Annotated in this window: 11 protein-coding genes; 6 read left to right on the forward strand and 5 right to left on the reverse strand. The window is 41.6% G+C overall.

The window, feature by feature from the left end; translation table 11 throughout:
• Window positions 1–41: 41 nt before the first annotated feature.
• The 3 genes from RMZ41_RS19500 to RMZ41_RS19510 all read right to left on the reverse strand — a co-directional run bounded on the left by RMZ41_RS19500 (window position 42) and on the right by RMZ41_RS19510 (window position 5,051).
• Window positions 42–2,399 (reverse strand): family 2 encapsulin nanocompartment cargo protein terpene cyclase, encoded by a 2,358-nt coding sequence (locus tag RMZ41_RS19500; RefSeq protein ID WP_322643200.1) that lies wholly within the window; start codon window positions 2,397–2,399, stop codon window positions 42–44.
• Window positions 2,400–3,289: 890 nt separating this feature from the next.
• Window positions 3,290–4,066 carry an intradiol ring-cleavage dioxygenase gene (locus tag RMZ41_RS19505; RefSeq protein ID WP_322643199.1) on the reverse strand — a complete coding sequence of 259 codons (777 nt, stop codon included), beginning with the start codon at window positions 4,064–4,066 and terminating at the stop codon, window positions 3,290–3,292.
• Between the two features lie 361 nt (window positions 4,067–4,427).
• A complete protein-coding gene (locus tag RMZ41_RS19510; protein WP_322643198.1) occupies window positions 4,428–5,051 on the reverse strand; it encodes a hypothetical protein in 624 nt (207 codons plus the stop codon).
• A 247-nt stretch (window positions 5,052–5,298) separates the two neighbouring features.
• Between RMZ41_RS19510 and RMZ41_RS19515 the strand changes: the two genes are divergently transcribed.
• The 5 genes from RMZ41_RS19515 (at window position 5,299) to RMZ41_RS19535 (ending at window position 13,497) form a co-directional block, all read left to right on the forward strand.
• The gene (locus RMZ41_RS19515; protein WP_322643197.1) at window positions 5,299–5,982 is read left to right on the forward strand and encodes a response regulator transcription factor; all 684 of its coding nucleotides are present in this window, start codon (window positions 5,299–5,301) and stop codon (window positions 5,980–5,982) included.
• A complete protein-coding gene (locus RMZ41_RS19520) occupies window positions 5,979–7,520 on the forward strand; it encodes an ATP-binding protein (protein ID WP_322643196.1) in 1,542 nt (513 codons plus the stop codon). The genes RMZ41_RS19515 and RMZ41_RS19520 overlap by 4 nt, the downstream gene beginning before the upstream one ends.
• Before the next feature lie 208 nt (window positions 7,521–7,728).
• Window positions 7,729–8,199, forward strand: coding sequence for an N-glycosidase (locus tag RMZ41_RS19525; protein ID WP_322643195.1), 471 nt, complete (start codon window positions 7,729–7,731; stop codon window positions 8,197–8,199).
• 1,058 nt (window positions 8,200–9,257) lie between these two features.
• Window positions 9,258–12,002 carry a GAF domain-containing protein gene (locus RMZ41_RS19530; protein WP_322643194.1) on the forward strand — a complete coding sequence of 915 codons (2,745 nt, stop codon included), beginning with the start codon at window positions 9,258–9,260 and terminating at the stop codon, window positions 12,000–12,002.
• A gap of 724 nt (window positions 12,003–12,726) precedes the next feature.
• Window positions 12,727–13,497 carry a hypothetical protein gene (locus RMZ41_RS19535; protein WP_322643193.1) on the forward strand — a complete coding sequence of 257 codons (771 nt, stop codon included), beginning with the start codon at window positions 12,727–12,729 and terminating at the stop codon, window positions 13,495–13,497.
• 84 nt (window positions 13,498–13,581) lie between these two features.
• Here RMZ41_RS19535 and RMZ41_RS19540 read toward each other — a convergent pair whose 3' ends face one another.
• Complete coding sequence (locus RMZ41_RS19540) at window positions 13,582–14,436, reverse strand: phosphate/phosphite/phosphonate ABC transporter substrate-binding protein (protein WP_322643224.1); 855 nt, start codon at window positions 14,434–14,436, stop codon at window positions 13,582–13,584.
• A gap of 181 nt (window positions 14,437–14,617) precedes the next feature.
• On the opposite strand from RMZ41_RS19540, the gene RMZ41_RS19545 reads away from it, so the two are divergent.
• A complete protein-coding gene (locus RMZ41_RS19545) occupies window positions 14,618–15,532 on the forward strand; it encodes a DUF3365 domain-containing protein (protein ID WP_322643192.1) in 915 nt (304 codons plus the stop codon).
• Window positions 15,533–15,598: 66 nt separating this feature from the next.
• Here RMZ41_RS19545 and RMZ41_RS19550 read toward each other — a convergent pair whose 3' ends face one another.
• Window positions 15,599–16,978 (reverse strand): serine/threonine-protein kinase, encoded by a 1,380-nt coding sequence (locus tag RMZ41_RS19550; RefSeq protein ID WP_322643191.1) that lies wholly within the window; start codon window positions 16,976–16,978, stop codon window positions 15,599–15,601.
• Window positions 16,979–17,130 lie beyond the last annotated feature (152 nt).

Consider the following 17,130-nt stretch of genomic DNA (forward strand, 5'->3'; position numbering starts at 1 on the left):
GACAATTTATTTGATTGACCGGAATAAGAACTCAGATTGAGCTAACCTTTCCTTCCTAACAGCGTTCCGATTTTGATCGCTGAAGTCCCTAACCCTGTCGGACTACTCAGTACGTTCTGCACTATTGGCTGAACATTGGTTTGAGTTGTTTTCTGACCAACACTTGGTCTAATTTGAGTCGCAGCAGTGCCTAAGCCTGTAGGGCCTTGGAGTAACCGCTTTTGGGTCGAGTTATTCCGCAACTCAAATTCCTTATAGCGGTCTACTGCCCTATGCCACTTGAGTACGCCGCACATCCACTGTTCCAGTTTCTTGACGTATCCGTACAGTTTCTTACGCGCACTGGTATCCAGCTTGAAATCGTCACACAAGATAGGGAGTTCAGTCGCAACGATATGTTCAAACTGAAGGGCACGAGAGGTCATCAGGTCGTTAACAATGGCGACGGCCTGGGGGATATTGCAGTTTAGGAAATTCTGAATCGCTAGCACACCGTTATTAATCTCGCCCTCAAATTCGATTTCTTTCTGGTAAGAGAAAATATCGTTTGTCAAACAGGCGAAGTCGGCGGCTGAATTATCGATATTCTGCATAGTTCGGGTGCGGAATATCTCTGGTGGAATCTCATCCCCTTGGGAAAGTCGAGACAGGCTCATGGTTAGATCGGAGCCAAAGGTCTTACGACGCATTTCCACATAGTCTATCGGGTCTGGAATGCGATTCTGGATCTGGTTAGCCAGTTCCCATAACCAACTTTCCGTCATATCCTCGATCGCCTGACGAAACTGGCGACGAGCATTAGCGGTCATGGGGCCAGCCGTCCGTGCCCAAATATCAGCTAAACCTCGTTCAACTGGGTTCGTTGCTTCGGGAATGGGATCTCCATCAAGGGGCATAAACGCTGATAGCCGAGCGTTGAAAACTTTTGCCCCTGCCATGTTGCGGCTATAACCAAACAGTGCAGGGAAGTAGTCATCAGCGTATGTTCCCCAAACGAGCCAGCAGGCTGTGATATTCAACTCAGGACTAGACCCATTGGGATGAATATAGGCACCGCATAAAGCTACGTCGGCCACATCGAATTTATGGTCGTCCCAGATGTAAATGCTGGGTATCCCTGGTAATACGTCTAGCATCCCCATTTGACGCGCCCATTCTTTAGAATGCCGCCGAGCCTCGTCTAGATGGGGATTCAAACTGGTGGAGAAGGGCATATAAAACTGCGGCAGGGTTACTGGCCCTACAGGCTGATAGGGAACATGGGTAAAGCTTTTGAACCGTTTTAGTCCCAAACTATCGTATAAGGCTCCTAGACGGGCTGCTGATGTGCCTAGTCCAGTGGGGCCGCCTAAAAACCAGCTTGCTGTTGAAGATTTGTCTGATGTCTGGTTCATGTAGCGGCTCGATCTCATGTGCCACTCATGACCCCCCGATTGCCAGTCCTGAAGTCCTTTGGCATATAGGACGACTTTCAGACGCTCATCGGGACTCAAACTATATTCCTCGAACAAAGAAGGAAGCTCAGTGACAAAGGTGTTCTCGAACTGTTGCACCCTAGATGTTAGTAAGTCGTTAGTTTGATTAGCCGCCTCTTGGGTACTCACATCGAGGAATTGTTCTAAAACCAGGATACAGTTAGCATTTTCCCCTTCTTCTTCCACTTCTCTTTGGTAAGAGAAGATGTCATTTCGTAGATGTACCCCGTCAGAAAAGGTGTCTTTGAGGACACGCAGGGGTCGAGTGGGCGCGATCGCACCGGGAATTTCTGCCCCAACCGCGTGTTCCACTAGGTTAGCCGACCAGGGCGCTCCCCCCACCTTACGGCGCATCTCAATGTACTCAATGGGGTTAGCGACTCGATTTTGGGTGATATTGGCGAGTTCCCAGAGAGATTCTTTGAGAAGATTGATGGTACTCTCAGAGAATCGGATTACCCAGTCTTGGGAGGCATTGGGGATGGTGCGATCCCAGAGGTCTACTAAACCCCGTTCTACGGCATTGGTGGGTTCTGGTGGCGTTTTTTGGGGCTGCACAGGCATAAACGCTGGCAGTCTATTAAGGTACTTCTTAGCCCCAGCCATATCTTGGCTACGCTTGTAAAGCTCAAGGAAGTGATCGTCGAAGAAAAAAACCCAAACATACCAGTCAGTAACCAGATTGAGCATGGGTTCATCGGCATCTGGATGGGTATAGGAACACAATAATGCATAGTCATGGGCATCAAACTTGCGCTCATCCCAAATCCCATAATCTTCTGATCCCTCTACCCCACCCAAAATCCCCATTTCATAAGCCCAGGCTTTAGAATGTACCCGTGCCGCTTCCAGGTTTGGGTTTAGCCGTGCCGGCCAAGGTACATAAAAACTCGGCAACTCAAAAGGTTGCTTGCTTGAAGTCATTGTCCATTTAAACCTATTAGTTTAAGCTCAGTGTCTTGATTAAAGTCGCGTTATAGTGGTTCTAGTTTACGTAAGTTATACCTGTAGGGGTAAGGCACCGCCCAACTTAAGCCAAAACGCTTATTCCACAGGAATTTTAGCCCACCCCTCAATCTCCTCCCCGCCTGCAAGGAGGTTTTGCCTCAGCAAAGCCGGGGTGGGGTGACGCGGTATTGGGATGGTGAATTAGAGAATTCAAAATCACGTCTTGATAAGGCTTTCACGTTAAGTTGACTCCAATGGCTCCTGCCGTGCCCCTACACCTAGCGATATCAATGTTGTGCCGTCCCTGAGTGGAAACCGCTATAATTTGACATTCGCTGTTAATCTTGAGTAAGTGAAATTATTTCTAGTAATCGAAAAAATTACAAGTTACTCTTGCCAAATATGTACCAAGCATTAAGTTACAGCTTATCAACAGCATTATCAAGAGTTTCTATAAAACGTCCTACTTTTCCCACTTTTCCCACTTTTCCACTTACCCAAATCAATACTTTTATAGCTAAATATACGTATATTATTTTGTCTGTAAAAATACTAGTTTTTATTAAGTAATTTGGTGGAAAAATTTATAGGTCTGTAACAAACAGTTAAGCAGAAGAATGAGGTTAAACCTTGCACGTTGCGTACTGTAGTTTCCCTTTTCTCCTCTAGTTTAGACTCCAGCAATGACGGTATGAAGCTTACGTTTAAATCTTTTTTTCATAATGATTATAATTTTCATTTATAATGAGGATTTAATTTCCTGAAAGCTTTATTTGGTTTTAGTATTGGTGTATTTCACCCTGATTTAGGCTCGGCAATATTTAGATGCGTTTGCCCTGGTGCGATCGCTAATCTTGTAAGCTAGGTTAAACCATTTGAAGCCCAATATCAAAGGTTGCTGCGTAGCCAAGGCTTGTTTTAGTCAGCTTGAGCAACATTTGTTCGCCACCATCCTGAAAAATTATATCTCCAGCATTCTTTAAGTTGCGTTGTCCTTTGCTGGCGTATAGTTTTTGGGTGTGTACTCGATCTGTAATCGAGTCATCAAAATATAGCTGTGACGTAAACTCATAACTTTGGGCTGATGACCCATCTGTGCGAACCTTAAAGTGGATATGGACTGTCCTACCTTGATACCAACCAGGATAAATAGTTGTGAACTCGACGCTTCCATTCGCATCCGTGACTTGATAACCGCGTAGGAACTTTTTGCCGACGGTATTAAAACCTGAGTCTGTCACATCCGAATAAACGCCTAATGCATCACAGTGCCAAATATCCACGATCGCACCTGCAAGTGGCGCACAACCAGTCTTGTCAATCTGCGAAACCCGCAGCGTCAGTTTAAATGGTACACCGTCTTTCACTGAACCATCTGCCGGATCGGAGCGGATATCAGAGCGGTTGAGCTTTTCGTCTACGAAGTAAGGCCCTTCGGTTTGCTCTGGAGTTACGACACACGCAGACGATGTACTATTGGCTAAAGATGATACTAGGACAGCTACACTCGATTGCACCTGTGTGGATCTGGAATTTTTCGGCGTGCATCCAACTACAAGTATTGCAGTTCCGATCGCTCTAAATAGAGCAAGTGCCTTTCTTCGACTCAGAATGCGACTTATTTGATAATCATCTTTTTTCATTTTTTCCTTAATCTAGATAAATAAGGGAACTCCAACAAATAAATTTTCCAATCTTGTGGAGTAAGTTCTCTAGCCTGCCCAATTCAATATGATGGTTGAGATAAGTAAGTGGGTCAAATTAAATATAAAACCTCACCCTCAATCTCTCTCCAAAGTATCGGAGAGGGAAGCCGGAGGCAGGGTGAGGTTTGATCTTATATTTGGGACTTCCAGAAAATAAATTATCCAATTTACTAAGATAATATTTTTCTTTCTCGCCCTGCCCCCTGCCTAGACAGCGATGGGACATTTTTTTAGTTGGAAGTCCCTTTAATTACGCCTACCTACTTACGCACCCCACAAGAAATAGTAGAATATTTAGCTATTGTGCTGGATCGGGACGATCGCCACCAGGAGGATGAGGCGGAACACCCAACGCATCTTTTAACTGTTGTTCGCTAACTCCCAATTTCGCCGCAGCTGCTGCAAAATCAGGTCGAGATGGGCGCTGATTGCTGCGATCGCCACCAGGAGGATGAGGCGGAACACCCAACGCATCCTTTAACTGTTGTTCGCTAACTCCTAACTTGGTTGCAGCAGCCGCAAAATTAGGACGAGGTGGGCGCTGATTGTGATCGCCACTTGGAGGATTAGCAGGGACACCCAACGCATCTTTTAACTGTTGTTCTGTTACACCCAACTTTGTCGCAGCTGCCTTAAAATCAGGACGAGGTGGGCGCTGATTGCGCTCGCCACTTGGAGGATTAGCAGGGACACCCAACGCATCCTTTAACTTTTGCTCGCTAACTCCCAGTTTCGCCGCCGCCGCCGCAAAATCAGGCCGGGGAGGTCGCCGTTCTCCGTCTGGTGGTTGGTTAGGTGGTTGTTGCGCCTGTGCAAGCTGAGGGAATTGATTAGCGGCATTTGCTTGATTTAGTGAAATAAAACCAAATGTGCCAACAAGAACGGGAAGCGCTGTTACAACTAGTATTCTACGAATATTCATTATCGTTTTCCAAAAGATAGATTGTTTACATTTCTGATTTAACTGAATCAAAATTACAGCTTGCTCTGCTTGTAAATTACAGTTTTGTAATTTTGAGGAAGAAAGGGTGCTGCTAAGGTGTTCATATTTATGATTAAGCCATCTTAAAATTACAGTCCACCTGCTTTCTAAATTACAGTTTTGTAATTTAACTAGAAAAGTAATGAATCTAGAATGGAACAATAATATATGAACTAAATAAATACTTGTGAACGTTCTATTTGTCGAAGATGAAGCGAAAATTGCTAACTTTGTCCGGGCTGGACTGAAGGAGCAGGGATTTGTTGTAGACTACTGCGATAACGGTGATGAAGGATATCTGCGGGCATTAGAAAATGAATATGATGTTCTTGTACTTGACATTATGATGCCGGGGAAGGATGGATTATCGATTCTGAAACTATTGCGGCGGCAAGGTCGGAATGCACCAGTAATATTGTTGACGGCTCGGAATGAACTAGACGATCGCTTGGCAGGGCTAAATTTAGGAGCAGATGATTACATCGCTAAACCGTTTTTTGTGGAAGAGTTAGCGGCTCGAATTCATGCTGTTGTTCGCCGGAGTGTGAGCGAACGCCAAAATCTCCTTAGTGTTGGGCCCATCAAACTCGATCGCATCACCAGAGAAGTCACTTGCGATCGCCAAGCGATAGAACTCACCAGCCGCGAGTTTAATCTTCTAGAGTATCTCATGCGCTCCCCTGGAAGGGTTTTCACTCGCACCCAAATTCTAGAGCATGTTTGGGGCTATGACTTTAACCCCAACACTAATGTCGTAGATGTTTGTATCCAGCGAATTCGTAAAAAAATTGACCCCATTGATGAAACAGTCTGGATTGAAAGTATTCGAGGGGTTGGATATCGGTTTCGCAAACCAGAGTCTAGCTCATGAATCTCTCTTCCTTTCGCCTCCGAATTGCCCTATCATCTGCGGCTTTAGCTGGAACCACGTTAGTCGGATTTGGTGCAGTCTCCTGGTTCCAGATTTACAATGCAAAAATCAGCCGTCTTGATGCAGAGTTATTAAACCACTTGATGCGGGCAACTCCGAACTTGCCACGACGGGGGGAACCTCCTGAAATCCAGGAGAAAGAAAGCCGACCCTCACGATGGCAATTTTATGAAGATTCATTATCTGATGCTTTCGGAACCAATACAAAAACCCCCATTGCCCTACTGGTGCTTGATGCAAGCGGCAACATAATTTATCAATCAAATTCTCTATCTACCGACGTTGAGGTAAATCGTCTGCTGCTTAAGCGCCTTCAGTTGACACCTTTACCACCACCCCCGCAGAGAGAACTACCGCCACCCTCTAATAGAAATGTTCCGCCGCCACCCTTCCTTCGTCCGCGTCCACCGACATTTGTCACTGAACAGACAGCAAAAGCAGCTTGGCGGATTGGAGCAACTAAATTTCCTAATGCTCAGGTTGGCATTGCTGTGAATCTGCAAGCCGTCGATCAAGAAATGACTACGATTCGGAATATTTTCCTAGTTTCAATTCCGGGATCGCTACTATTAGTTGCGGTTGGTGCGTGGTTAGTTTCTGGGGGTGCTTTGCGTCCTATCCGGCAATTAACAGGCGTTATTCAACAGGTAACTGTCAAAGGGCTAGATCAACGGATTCCTGTTGGAACAACTGATGTCGAATTTGTTGAGTTGATTCAGGTATTTAACCTGATGCTGGAACGCTTGGAACGCAGTTTTACCCAAGCTTCCCGCTTTAGTGGAGATGCGGCTCACGAACTGAAAACCCCATTAACTATTTTACAAGGCGAACTAGAACGAACACTGCAACAGGTTGAACCGGGAAGTGAAGTCCAACAGCGCTTAAGTAACCTATTGGATGAAGTGCGCCGCCTGAGTGGAATTATGCGGAAACTCTTGCTGCTATCTCTAGCTGATGCCGGAAAAATGAGCTTGTATCTGGTTGAAGTGGATATGTCTGAGTTACTGATGGAGATGCTAGAAGATGTGGAAATGCTGGCTCCCCACTTGACTGTGCAAACTGAATTTACTGATGGATTGTGCTTAAAAGGCGATCGCGATCTTCTAATTCAAGTTTTGCAAAACCTGTTCAGTAATGCCATAAAATACAATCTCCCCAACGGCTGGATAAAAATTCACACTCATCAAACTCAAACAACTCTCCACGTCACCATCACCAATGCATCCAAAGATATTCCAGTGAGCGATCGCGATCGCATTTTTGACCGCTTCTATCGCGGCGATCCGGCCAGAACCCGCAAAGTGGAAGGCATCGGACTAGGACTCAGCCTAGCCCGTGAAATTGCCAGGGCACATCATGGTAACCTCACCGTTGACTCAACAGCTTTTGGTCAAACAGCTTTCACTCTCACCTTACCGATGGAGGGGGCAGGGAGTAGGGGGCAGGGGGCAGGGGGCAGGAGATCAAACGAGAAATGACCTTTGCAACAACTGTTTTCTTTGATGAAGTGACAGAATTTAGATATAGCGTTTTCAGGTAAATGAAGTACAAAGGTAGGGGCACAGCAATGCCGTGCCCTTAAGATCGTGTGTACCTCACGCCTGTTGAATCTGCTGTAAATTGGGTTTTGGGTTGCAATTCTCACAAATCAAATAGGATTGCTATATATGAAAGAGCAATTTTCAAATGACCATTTACTTTTATAAGGTTTGGCAGCCTTATGGCTGTTTTTCTAACTTTTCTCCCCACGAAATCCACATTCAGGGCGCTTGCTGGGCAACGGTTGAGCATTATTATCAAGCGCAAAAGTTTGTTGGCAGCAAAGATGCGGCAATTATACCCATAATCCATGCCGCCGCCACCCCAGAAGAAGCTGCTGCTTTGGGAAGATGTAGCACTCGCCAACTCCGTAAAGACTGGAATTTGGTCAAAACGCAAATTATGCGAGAAGCTGTACTCAAAAAATTTCTCACTCATGCTGATATTAGAGAAGTTCTACTAAAGACTGGCGATGAGCTTTTGGTCGAAAACTCCCCAACCGATTCTTTTTGGGGCTGTGGTGCTAATAAAGCAGGTCAAAACCATCTCGGTAAAACTCTCATGAGTGTACGTGAAGAAATCCGTAATTTAATATCTTTAACGGGAATTTACGAATAATTTAATCCAAATAGTTGCATTCAACATAAAATCAGTAATAAGACGGGGAATTTTAATATTCCCCACTCAAAAATTTTTGAAAAAGTTGCTAATAATTAAATTGATTCCAGTTCAAATTTTAATTTCCTATACCTTATATAGCACAAGCCTTGGTGGTTAGAACATCAACAGATGATGAAACTTAGACACAAAAAGACTTTTCACCCAATCCCCAGTCTCTTGCTATATCATGTCCGATTAAACAGTTGTCATTGCTTTGACGTAAGCCTTCCCGCAGGGTACAAAGTGTTCGCGGAGGGTCTTGCAGAGTTGCAATCCCAAAAGCCTTGCGATTGCTTCATTCCACTTCGTTGCCCTCGCAAAGAAATATCACAAGTAATTTACCGGAAATGATATTACTTAATAAAAATACTTGTATTTATTTATTAGTTGCATCTTGATTAACAATCTTTAAACCATTGTTTTACAAGGATTGCGATGCTTTAATTTTCTTGCTACATTGGTCACTTATACATTATTATATCAATATAAATACACCATTGTTGAGAATAAGCAACCCTAGATTTAAGGCTTCGGAACTTATAAGAGCGATCGCTATTGCAAATATTAAGAGATATCCAGATAAACAGTGCAGTTTTGGAAATATTCTAGGGCAAAAATGGTTAAACAATAAGGCAATGATGAAGGCATTATTTAAGTAATACTACTGACATAATTTAATGGCTAAGAATATAGAATCAATAAGTGTCAAATAATTAAATTTTTTTTTACTTTAAACTTGAGGGAATGTTTGAAAAGTCCCTAATGATGCGCCAAATGGTTTGATATCTCCCTAGATGAACTTTCTTTGGATTATAAGAATCAACCAAGATATCTAACACTTTTCAAATATCCTCTAATCTATTTCCCAAAATACTTGTAACAAATGTATCTCTCTCGCAATGCTTTTGTCACAAGAATTGATTGAAATGGAATGAAAATCAAGGCATTGTCAAATTGAAAATTTTCATTAGAGACAATTATAAAAAACTATACTTCAGTCATGGTGTATATAAGCAATGACATCTACCGATAAACCAAATGGGTTACAGCAAAGCTTAAACCAAGAAAGCTTACTGCATCGGATGATCAAACAGATTAGGCGATCGCTCGATCTTCAAGAAATATTAACAACTACCGTCGCTGAAGTACGGTTGTTTTTACGTGCAGATCGAGTAAAAATGTATCGTTTTGATACTAGTGGTAGTGGTGAAGTCATTGCTGAATCTATTTACAAAGATCGTTTGCCATCCTTATTGGGGTTGCGCTTCCCAGTTCATGATATTCCCGAAGCGGCCAGAGAGATGTTTTTGTTAGCGGGGCAACGTTCAATTGTCGACGTAGCAAACGGGAAGATTGGGCTATCGCCTCTACAATCAAAAGAAAATGGCAAACACCTACAAACTAATATTTACTATCGACGAGTAGACCCGTGTCATATTCAATACTTAAAGGCAATGGGAGTACAATCTTCCTTAGTAGTACCAATTTTAGATTGCGATCCACAACAACAATCGGCAAAACCTAAATTGTGGGGATTATTGGTATCTCACCATAGCGAACCGCGAAAGATTTTGAAGCGGGAACTAACAGTATTGCAGCAAGTTGCCGATGAGGTGGCAATAGCGATCGCTCAAAGTAATCTACTCACCGAAGCCCTTACCCAGCAAAAGCGAGAAGCTATTGTTAACCAAGTCACCACACTATTACATAAATTACCAACAATCCAATTACAGGGGGCGCTTGAAGAAGTTATTACCGCATTCAGTGGAGTCGGTGGCAGGCTCTACATTGAAGATAGTCGGGAACTATACACCTGGGGCGAACAACCCACACTACCCTACGAATTAGATAACAGCATTATTGAACAGCATTCTACATGGCAAACCTGGATGGCTGAGTGTAAACCAGGTAATATTTGGGCAACCTCCGATCTCTATAAAGAACCGCATTTGCGAGTTTTGGCTTTAGCCTTCCGTTCTACTCAAATTCGGGGACTGATGGTGATTCCCCTACATTACCGAGAAAAATTTATCGGTGTATTAAGCATTTTTCGCGCTGAATTTGAAACCGAGATATTGTGGGCAGGACGATGCGAGCAGAATCGGCGACAACTGTTACCCCAGCTTTCCTTTGAAGTTTGGCGAGAGCAAAAGAAAGGACAAGCGCCTGAGTGGAAACCGGAAGATATAACATTAGCACAAGCCTTATACGATCATTTTTCAATGGCAATTCAGCAACAGCAAATATATAAAGAGGTACAAGTTTTAAATGCCAACTTAGAAATGCGGGTGCAAGAACAGACTGCTGAACTAGAAAAATCATTACTACTCACCAAAGTAATCAAGCAAATCACAGAACAGATCCGCAGTACATTGGATTTGCAGATAACTTTGCAAACTATTGTTCGGGAAGTTCGTTCACTGCTAAATTCAGACCGAGTAGTAATTTTCCAGCTGGATAGTAAATCGGTAATTGTGGAAGAGATGAGTGGTAATTGGCAGTCAGTTTTGGGAGTAAATGCACCATTAGAATGCTTTCCTGATGACTATAGACAATTGTACTCTCAGGGTAGGGTACGGGTAATTAACAACATTTCAACCGATTCTTTAAGCGATTGTCATCAAGAGTTTTTACAAAATCTGCAAATTCAAGCAAGCTTAATAGTTCCGATTAATATAGGTATAGAACTATGGGGTTTACTAATTGTCCATGAATGTAATGCTCCCAGAAATTGGCAGGATGCAGAAATCGATTTATTGCAACAGCTAGGAGATCAAGCTGCGATCGCTATTCAACAAGCACAACTGTACGAACAAACACATAATGCCGAAACAGAAGCCAGAAATCAAGCTGCACAGTTAGGGTATACTCTACATAAACTCCAAGAAACACAGACAAGATTAATTCAAACCGAAAAAATGTCCGGCTTAGGGCAGTTGGTGGCGGGTATCGCTCACGAAATCAACAACCCCGTTAACTTTATCTACGGTAATCTGTGCCACGCCAGTGACTACATCGAACAGCTACTAGAAATTTTACGCCTCTATCAGCTACACTATCCCGATCCTCATAGTGAAATTAACGCTGCGATTGAAGCAGTGGATTTTGAATTTTTGGTAGAAGACCTCCCAAGAATCATTACCTCAATGCAAGTCGGAAGCGATCGCATCCGCTCAATAGTGTTGTCGTTACGAAATTTTTCTCGCTTGGATGAAGCTGAAAACAAGCGCGTTGACTTGCATGAAGGTATTGACAACACCTTATTAATTTTACAATATCAACTGAAAGCAAATGGCGACTTTCCAGGCATTCAGGTCATCAAAGACTATGGCAATATCCCATTAATAGAATGCTATGCCGGTCAAATGAATCAGGTATTCATGAATATTTTCAGCAATGCCATAGATGCTTTAGAAATGGAGAATGGGGAATGGAGAACAGGTAATGGGAACAAGGAGAATAAGTCATTGCCAATGCCTACTATCTACATTTCCACTAGAATATCAGCAGATAACTCTCGTCTATTGATTCGTATTAGTGACAATGGGCCTGGAATACCTCTAGAGGTAAAAAAGCGAATTTTTGACCCGTTTTATACTACCAAACCTGTGGGTAAAGGTACAGGGCTTGGATTAGCTATCAGCTATCAAATTATTGTCGAAAAACATAACGGAATAATGGAATGCATTTCAGAACCTGGCAAAGGTACAGAGTTCTGGATTGAAATTCCTGTCAAGCCTCCAGCTAGAATAGTTAACTAAAGGTAGAAAAATCAATTTTTTACTTGATTTTCAGAATGTTAGTTTCAAAACTTAAAATTTAAATTAGCAATTACTTGATTCATCCAAAAGGTTGATGATATTGTATTAAAAATAGACTAAAGCAGAGATTTAGAACTTATCCTATTACGGCAACATATTTACTTTAATTACAAATACTTTGCAAGTAAAGTTTCATTGCAAAAAAAAATCTGTACCATTCGGAGTGCTAATCTAATGATTGAAGCTAATAAATGAGCTTCCCTGGCAGATATAACAGCTGCATTTGGAATCATAGTAAGAGGTAAAAACGCTGTTTAACTTACATCTGTCTCGTCAAAACACAGCAACACCCAACGCGAAAACTGCTATTTACTCAAATGTAGAAGATTAGGGGGCGCTGTAACTGGTTTTCATAACTTGTTTACACAAGGAATGAAAGTTAGTACATCCCTGTATCTGATAAACAATAAGAGAAGATAGTTCAGCGAGTAGAGGTCTGGGTGTTGTTGCGTTTAAACAGAAGTAGAGACGGCGATTTATCGCGTCTCAGATATAAACCAATACAATTCATATAAGACCAAAACACTTGTAGAGACAGCGATTTATCGCGTCTCAAAAACCCAAAATTTTTACCAATAGTCCTTAACTGAACCGTATTGAGATATAGACTTCTCTTAGTCTTAGATTATACTAAGTTAAATAGTGAAAATAGTTTTAGCGCCTTATGTCAATTATTGCGCTTAGAGCGTGGTATCTACAGGATTACGAGCCGATTCCAGAACTAGAAAAACGTCCACCAGACATTCGCTTAAGCAAAAAAAGTCTGCTGAGATCGGCATTGCGGGCAGACTTTCTGGAAGAAAGCGACGAAGTTAAGAAATCAACTTGGTTTGGGCGTTATCTGGAAGGGGAAAATATTGAATTTTATATTGAAGGAAGTGGTGGCTATTGCGTCGCCAATATTGACTTAATTAGTCATGAAATTTATTTTACCAAACAAGCACTTTTAGCTCAGTTAGAACCAACGATTTTTTTATCCTATCAAACCGAGTATGTCGCAGCGACGAACGCTTTAAGAGAAGAATTGCGAAAAAGTTTGGAAAATTTAAACTTGCGATCGCGCCTTCCTTTAACATTAGTAGAATCCTCTCGCCCCAGTGGTGCGGCTGTACGGATTAATCGCACGATTATGCGAAAAATCCGTAAGAGTTTGCTATTTATCGCTGACACTACTCCCATCGCTAGTATTGACGGTAAAGAAACCCCCCAATTAATTCCCAGTCCCAATGTCTGTATTGAGATTGGTTATGCTATTCAAAGCAAGCGATCTGAACAGATTGTACTAGCGCAAATGCAACGTCCAGACATTGAAGGACAATTTCCCTTCGACTTACCCACACAGCAAATTTTGCAATTTCAAGACACCATAGAACTAAATAAAATCCTCACAGGAACAATTCAAAATCAGCTAGCCCGATTCAAATTGTTTTTTTGAGCAATGAAAAGGAGTTAGAAGTCAGAAGTAAGTTAATAATCGTAAATAAATTTCTTTTGCCTTTTACCTTCTCCCCGATCTAAATCAAAATAATTGGACAGGTTTCTTTTGCAGCTTAGAAGTAATCGAACTCACCCGATCGACTACAGAAATCATGTATTTGTAATCTGGTACTTGTCCATTGGCTACATATCCAACTTCTTGAGCTAAACCTGAAGGCGCATCACTCATCACTTTACGGATAAACTCTTGACGGTTACGTTCTATATTCGGCCCAATCAAGACCACGCCTAATGGTACATAATGAGGGTCTTTGAATAGTATACGGAATTCGGTAGGGGCGAACTGTGAAGCGTAGAGAGACAATTCTGCCTCTGAGACAGCACAAGCGATCGCTTTTCCTTGAGCCACCAATTCCAGGGCAGCTTTAGGTGTGGGTGCAAATAGAATCTCAGCTAGTGTTGTACCATAAAGATTGTAAAGAGGAAAATAATATCCTGTTGCGGAGCCTAATTGACCTAAAGCCAGTGTTTTACCTTGCAGTTGTTTCAATTCAGTGATTGGACTGTCTTTGCGAACAACGAAGATTGAGCGCAAATTACTGATACCTATTAAAGGAAACAGGGGAGAATATTGGTGACGTGCGATCGCAATAGCTGCTAAACCCGGTGGAGCAAATACCAATGACCAAGCACGAGCGTTAAGGCGCTCAACCGCTCTATTTTCATTAAAAACAGGCTCTAGCTGAATATATGAGTTGGTTTTTTCGCCCAAATAAGTATTAAATTTAGCATATTGATTAATTATCTGTTCGCCTCCACCATAGTTGATCGCGCCAATAGTTAATGCACCCTCAAAGTTGTTTTTTGGTTTGCAGGCAGTAAATGTAAAACCTAGCAGATGAAACAGAAATAAACGCCGGGAAAATCGCAAAGACATCGTAATTATGGTTAAGTAAATAACTTGGTTGTCAAGACTCATTTAGATAAGTTTTAATGCTGCCTAAATAGGTTGTATCGGAGCAAAAAGTTAATATTTATTTAAATATTCTTTAGATGCTTTCTAATAGGTATAAATAAATATTAGATAAACTTCAGATACCACCTTGGTTGGTTAGGTTATGTTAAACAACATTACGTTAAAAAACTTAAAAATAGGTGCTAAATTTAACTTGCTTTTAATATTAGTTTTCATAGTTAGCATTGTAGGAAGTGGCGTTGCCTTATCCAGTGTACTTCAGGGAAGAGCGCAAAATGAAGTAACTTCTCAAGCACAGATTCTCATCCAAATGGTGAACGCAGTTAGAGATTATACACAAAATCGTATAGATCCTCTATTAGAACCTACATTAGACACTAACCCAACATTCATGCCTGAAGTTGTACCAACTTTTTCTTCTAAAGAAGTGTTTGAAAATTTTCGTAAAAAGCCTGAATATAAAAACTTTTTTCATAAGGATGCAACCCTGAATCCCACAAATTTAGTTGATAAAGCTGATAATTTTGAAACTCAACTTGTAGAACGTTTTCGCAACGACTCCAAAACTCAAGAAATTACAGGCTTTCGCAACTTGCCAGAAGGCGAAGTATTTTACATAGCGCGACCACTAAAGATTACACAACAGAAATGTCTGCGATGCCATTCTACACCAGATCAGGCTCCTAAAAGTCAGTTGGTCACTTATGGTTCGGAAAATGGTTTTGGCTGGCAACTCAATCAGATTGTTTCTGCTCAAATAATCTCTGTTCCTTCTCAAGAGATTTTTGCCAATGCCAAACGGACTGGTATCTTGATTATGGGACTTTTAATTACTATTTTTGCGATCGTAGTTTTCTTAATCAACTTCCTAATCAAAAAATATGTAATTCAGCGCATTAGAAAAATAGAGAAGATAGCCCAAAAAGTTAGCATTGGTGATATGAGCGCTGATTTTGAAGAAAACTCTAATGATGAGATTGGCGGGTTAGCAGAAGCATTTAATCGCATGAAAGCTAGTTTGAAAATAGCTATGGAAATGTTGAATAACCAAAGCTGATAATTCGTAATTCGTAATTCGTAATTCGTAATTCGTAATTTATGGAAAGAAAAACGCAATCATAAATTAAGAAAGTAGACGCTGCTGAAATTGTAAAGCTTTTTGAGGTTCGGGGATTTGTGATGCTAGAATTTTCACAAATTCTGCACGGGAAATTTGTCCAGAAGACTTAGCAGCTTTTTGGACTAAGAACTTAGCTATTGGGCCAATCAAACCAGCCAATTCTCGCTCACACTGATGGATAAAGCTATCGGTGATTACTTGAGATTCTTGGCTTGATAAAGTATTGGACTTAATTTCAGATTTAACAGTAATTTCTTGTAATTGAGTAGGTTTTTCTAATAAAAACATTGTTTTTTTCTGAAAATCAATTTGTTGATTTTCTCGAAGATGAAGGGCTAATCGACTAATTAATTCTTGCAAATTGGGCGCTGATAATGCAACTTGCTGTAGTAACCTTGACGCAACAGGGCCAACAAATTCTAAAAGAATTGTTTCTAAGCGGCTGTAATTTTCCACAGATAGCATAACAGCAAGTGGATGCCCAATTGAGTTTTGTAAAGAAAGTGAAGCTTGAGGCGGTTGTGTAAAAGATGGTGATTGAAATGATTGCGTTTTTATTCTCGTATCCAGATGCTTAAGCGCCTGTAGAACTTCAGCCGCAGACTGATAGCGCTGTTTAAAGTGGTGTAGCACCATCTTAGATAACACCGATGCCAACTCAGAACTGACGTTAGCTTGATGTTCCCAATAAATCTCACCAGTATCTGGATCTTCCTCAAAGTTGCTCGGATGTAACCCTGTTAATGATTGGATACCAATAATACCCAAAGAATAAATATCGCTGTTGGGGCGTGGCTTACCTTGCCCCTGTTCTGTAGACATATATCCTGGAGTACCGATGATAATAGTACCCCCCGTATACCCTGGAACTGTAAGCAGTTGAGTTTGGACTTGTTTAACTGCGCCAAAATCAATCAGCACTAACTTCTCGTCTTTTTGCCGCCTAATTATATTGTCTGGTTTGATATCTCGATGGATAACGTTTTGGTTGTGAATAAATTGCAGAATACCTAACATCTGTTGGAGAAGTTCAATTACTCGATCTTCTGTCCAAAGTTGATTGGGCAAAAGTTCCGCTTTCAGAGTATGTCCCTCAATGAACTCTTGCACCAAGAAGAACTCTTGATTGTCTTCAAAATAGGCTAAAAGCCGGGGTATTTGGTCGTGGTTGCCCAGTTGTTCTAGTGTTTCTGCCTCACTGCTAAATAGCCGTCTAGCAGTTTCGAGAAATTCGGGGCTACGAGTGACGGGCTTAAGGTGTTTGACAACGCATTTCGGTAAACCTGGCCGATGGGTATCTTGAGCTATATAGGTTTGACCGAATCCACCTCCACCTAAGACCTGGAGGACTTGGTAACGTCCATCTAATAATTGTCCTAACATTATGTCACTTGCCTTAAGTCCTCAAATTCATCTTGGCACAGCAAAGCATAACGCACCTTATTTTATTATTTAGATTTTTTCAAAACAAAATCGAATTGCTATAGATGTTGCAAGCTGCTGCGGAGTGTTTGCAATTGCTTTCAGTATACAAA

Source organism: Nostoc sp. DedVER02 (assembly GCF_034530675.2).
Taxonomy (GTDB): domain Bacteria; phylum Cyanobacteriota; class Cyanobacteriia; order Cyanobacteriales; family Nostocaceae; genus Nostoc.